Consider the following 5,147-nt stretch of genomic DNA (forward strand, 5'->3'; position numbering starts at 1 on the left):
GGCGTGCTCGCCGTCGCCACCCAACGCAGGGACCGGCCGGAGACCCACGCCCTGCTGGCCGCGCTGGCCGACCTGCATGTCCACGGCGTCCCGGTGACCTGGGCACCGTGGTTCGCCGACACCGGCGTGACCCGCGTCGACCTGCCCACCTACGCCTTCCAGCACCAGCGGTTCTGGCCGGCGTCGGGCCGCCCCCGACGCGGGGACGTGTCGGGTGCCGGGCTGAGCGACGCCGGGCACCCGCTGCTCGGCGCGGCCGTGGACCTGGCCGGCGACGACGAGGTGGTGTTGACGGGCCGGCTGTCCCTGGCCGCGCACCCCTGGCTGGCCGACCACGCGGTGTCCGGCGTGACGCTGGTCCCGGGCACCGCGCTCGTGGAGCTTGCCGTCCGGGCCGGCGACGAGGTCGGCGTGTCCCGGCTCCGGGAGCTGACCGTCGCCACGCCGCTTGTCGTACCCGACACCGGGGGCCTGCGTATCCAGGTACGGGTCGACGGGACCGGCACCTCTCCGCGGCGCGCCGTCACCATCTACTCCCGCCCCGACGCCGAGCCCGAGGCGGGCTGGGTGCGGCACGCGGACGGCATTCTCGAACCGTCCTCTCCCGACGAGCCCACGGTGGGCGCCTGGCCGCCGGCCGACGCGTCCGAGGTGGACGTGACCGGCTGGTACGCGGCTCTCGCCGAGCACGGCCTGACGTACGGGCCGACGTTCCAGGGGCTGCGGCGGGCCTGGGTCGGCGACGACACGGCGTACGCGGAGGTGGCCCTGCCGGACGACGCGGCGGCCGGCGCCGCGCGGTTCGGTGTCCACCCGGCGCTGCTGGACGCCGCTTTGCACCCGATCGGGCTGTTGCTGACCGACGAGGCGACCGGGCCGCGCGTGCCGTTCGCCTTCGAGGGCGCGCAGGTTCACGCCTCCGGCGCTGCCGTGCTCCGGGTACGGCTGACCCGGGCCGGCGGCGGGGTACGGCTGGTGGCCTGCGACGAGTCCGGCGCGCCGGTCGTGTCGGTGGACTCGCTCATCCTGCGCCAGATGACCGGCCTGCCCGCCCCGAGCGCCGCGGCCCGGTCCCTCTTCGAGGTGCGCTGGCAGGCCGAGGAGGCCCCTGCGGCACGGCAGACGTCAGGCTGGGCGGTACTTGCCGCGACCGGCGGCGTTACGGCCGACGGGCCGGTGGACGTGCTGCGCGGCGGGCTGCCGGTGTATCCGGACGTGCCGGCGGTGCTCGCCGGGACCGGAGACGGGCCGGCGGACGAGCCGCGTGGCGGGCTGCCGGTGTATCGAGACATGTCAGCGGTGCTCGCCGCAGTCGAGGCGGGAGCGGACGTCCCCCGGGTGCTGATCCTGCCGGTGGCGGCGTTGCCCGGCGTCGACGTGCCGTCGGCGGTCCGGGCGGCGGCGTCGGACGTGCTCGCGGTGGTGCAGGCGTGGCTGGCCGCGGACGCGCTGGCCGACTCGCGGCTGGTGGTGCTGACCCGCGGCGCGGTGGCGGCCCGGGACGACGACCGGGTCACCGACCTGGCCGGCGCCTCGGTGTGGGGGCTGCTCCGCTCGGCCCAGTCGGAGCACCCGGACCGCATCGTGCTGGCCGACCTCGACCGGGATCCGGACAAGGCGGTCCGCGCGGTGCCGGCCGACCTCGGCCGGGACCTGGACGAGGCTGTTCTCGCGGTGCTGGCTGGCGTCGTCGAGGACCTGTCGGCCACTGGGGCGCAGGTGGCGCTGCGCGGCGAGGAGGTGCTGATCCCGCGCCTGGTCCGGGCCGCAGTGCCGCCGGCCGGGGACGCGCCGGCCCTCGGCGACGGCACGGTGCTGGTCACCGGCGGCACGGGGTCGTTGGGCGCGCTGGTGGCGGAGCGTCTGGTCACCGCGCACGGGGTGCGGTCGCTGCTGCTGGTGTCGCGGCAGGGGCCGGCCGCCGCGGGCGCGGACGCGCTGGTCGAGCGGCTGACCGGTCTGGGCGCGTCGGCGCGGGTGGTCGCGTGTGACGTGACGGACCGGGAGCAGGTGGCCGGGCTGGTGGCCGAGGTGACCACGGCGGGCCGGCTGACGGGTGTGGTGCACACCGCCGGTGTGCTGGACGACGGTGTGGTGTCGTCGATCAGCGCGGAACGGTTGGCGGGTGTGCTGGCGCCGAAGGTGTCGGCGGGTTGGTGGCTGCACGAGGCCACGGCGGGTCTGGATCTGGACCTGTTCGTGGTGTTCTCGTCCGTCGCGGGGGTGCTCGGCTCTCCGGGTCAGGCCGCCTACGCCGCGGGCAACGGGTTCCTGGACGCGCTGGCCGCGTATCGCCGGCAGGCGGGTCTGCCGGCGGTCAGCCTGGCGTGGGGGATGTGGGACACCGCCGGCATGGCGGCGTCGCTGTCCGAGGCGGACCGGGCGCGGTCGGCTCGGGCCGGCCTGACGCCGATGAGCGTCGAGGTCGGGCTGGAGCTGTTCGACGCCGCCCTGGGCGCGGACCGGCCGGTCCTGGTGCCCACGGTGATCGACCTGCCCGCGCTGCGCGCGGCGGCCTCCAGCGCGACGGTGCCGCCGATGCTGGCCACGCTCGTCGGTGCCACGGCGACCCGCCGCCAGGCGGGCACCGGCGGTTGGGCCGGCCGACTCGCCGGGCTCACCGAGGACGAGGGTCGGGCGCAGGTCGCGCTGCTGGTCCGGGGCCTGGTGGCGCAGGTGCTGGGGCATGGCGGCGCGGAGGCGGTGCCGGTGGACCGGGCGTTCCGGGAGTTGGGTTTCGACTCGTTGACGGCGGTGGACCTGCGTAACCGGGTGAACGCGGCTACCGGGTTGCGGTTGGCCTCGACGTTGGTGTTCGACTACCCGACGCCTGCGGCGCTGGCGGGGTACGTGTACGAGCAGCTCACGGGTGAAGTCGCGGGCCGCGCGGACGCGGCGGCGACCGCGGGGGTGGATGAGCCGATCGCCATCGTGGGGATGGCCTGCCGGTATCCGGGCGGGGTGGAGAGCCCGGACCAGCTGTGGGAGTTGCTGGCCGCCGGGGGCGACGGGATCTCGGAGTTCCCGGCCGACCGGGGCTGGGACCTGGAGAGCCTGTTCGATCCGGATCCGGACCGCAGCGGGACGTCGTACACGCGGCAGGGCGGCTTCCTGTACGGGGCGGCGGAGTTCGATCCGGGCTTCTTCGGGATCGGCCCGCGCGAGGCCCTGGCCATGGACCCTCAGCAGCGGCTGCTGCTGGAGGCGTCGTGGGAGACGTTCGAGTCCGCCGGCCTCGACCCGGCGCGGCTGCGCGGTTCCCGTACGGGCGTGTTCGCCGGTGTCATGTACCACGACTACGCGACGCGGTTGATGGAAACGCCGTCCGAGGTCGACGGCTACGTCGGCACCGGCACCTCGGGCAGTGTGCTGTCGGGGCGGGTGGCGTACACGTTCGGGCTGGAAGGTCCGGCGGTCACGGTGGACACGGCGTGTTCGTCGTCGCTGGTCGCATTGCATCTGGCGGCGCAGGCGTTGCGGTCGGGGGAGTGCGATCTGGCTCTCGCCGGCGGTGTGACGGTGATGGCCACGCCCGGCACCTTCATCGAGTTCTCCCGGCAGCGGGGGCTCGCGGCCGACGGCCGGTGCAAGTCGTTCGCCGCGTCGGCGGACGGCACCGGCTGGTCCGAAGGCGTGGGCCTGCTGCTGGTACAGCGGCTCTCCGACGCCCGGCGCGACGGCCGGCGCATCCTCGCCGTGGTGCGGGGCACCGCCGTCAACCAGGACGGCGCCTCGAACGGCCTCACCGCGCCCAACGGTCCCTCACAGCAGCGGGTAATCCGGCAGGCCCTCGCCAACGCCCGCCTGACCGTGGCCGACGTGGACGCCGTCGAGGCACACGGCACGGGCACGACGCTGGGTGACCCGATCGAGGCGCAGGCGCTGCTGGCGACGTACGGGCAGGATCGCCCGGCAGGTCGACCGCTGCTGCTCGGGTCGATCAAGTCGAACATCGGCCACACGCAGGCCGCCGCCGGCGTGGCCGGCGTGATCAAGATGGTCCTGGCCATGCGGCACGGCATCGTGCCGTCCACGGTGCACGTGGACGAGCCGTCCCCGCACATCGACTGGACCGCCGGGGCCGTCGCCCTGGCGACCGAGGCGATCCCGTGGCCGGCGGTGGACCGCCCCCGCCGGGCCGCCGTCTCCTCGTTCGGCATCTCCGGCACCAACGCCCACGTGATCCTCGAACAACCGCCGGCGGACGCCGTCGACGGCCAGGTGGTCGAGCGAACCGTGCCGCCTCTGGACGTGGACCGGCGGACGGCACCACCACTGGATGTGGTCGGGCGGACCACGCCGCCTCTCGATTCGATCGAGGGTGAGGTCGTCGAACGGCCGCTGCCCCGGTTGGTTCCGGTGCTGCTGTCGGCGCGGACGGGTGCCGCGCTGGCGGCGCAGGCGGGCCGGTGGGCGCGCTGGCTGGCCGGTGACGTGGCGCTGCGCCCGGTCGATGTGGCGTGGTCGTCGGTGGCCACCCGGTCGGCTCTGGAACAGCGGGCCGTGGTGGCTGCGGCGGACCGGGATGGCCTGCTCGGGGCGTTGACCGCCCTGGCCGGTGGGGACCCGTCCGGCGCGGTCGTCAGCGGTTCCGCCGTCGAATGCGGCCAGCTCGCGATCCTCTTCTCGGGTCAGGGCGCGCAGCGCGCCGGCATGGGTCGGGAGCTGCACGAGACCTTCCCCGTTTTCGCCGCCGCGTTGGACGAGGTGTGCGGGCAGTTGGATCCGCTGTTGCCGCGGCCGTTGAGGAGGGTGCTGTTCGCCGATGCGGGCTCGCCGGAGGCGGAGCTGTTGGATCAGACGGTGTTCACCCAGGCCGGGTTGTTCGCGGTCGAGGTGGCGCTGTTCCGGCTGGTCGAGTCGTTCGGGGTTGTGCCGGATGTCGTGGGTGGGCATTCGATCGGGGAGATCACCGCCGCGCACGTCGCCGGGGTGCTGTCCCTGGCGGATGCGTGTGCCCTGGTGGCGGCGCGGGGGCGGTTGATGCAGGCCCTGCCCGCCGGTGGCGGGATGCTCGCGGTCAACGCGGCCGAGGCGGACGTGGCCGCCACCCTGGCCGGGCTGGCCGATCGGGTGGGGATCGCGGCGGTGAACGGCCCCACGTCCGTGGTGCTCTCCGGTGCGGTCGACGCCTTGGATGAGGTGGA

Annotated in this window: 1 protein-coding gene; it reads left to right on the forward strand. The window is 75.1% G+C overall.

The features are described from left to right. Nucleotides 1–5,147: type I polyketide synthase (locus B0E53_RS32925; RefSeq protein WP_146167871.1), on the forward strand; the 5,147-nt coding region annotated here is incomplete at both ends.

The sequence above is a fragment of the Micromonospora sp. MH33 genome, from assembly GCF_003013775.1.
In the GTDB taxonomy this organism is placed as follows: Bacteria; Actinomycetota; Actinomycetes; order Mycobacteriales; family Micromonosporaceae; genus Micromonospora; species Micromonospora fulviviridis.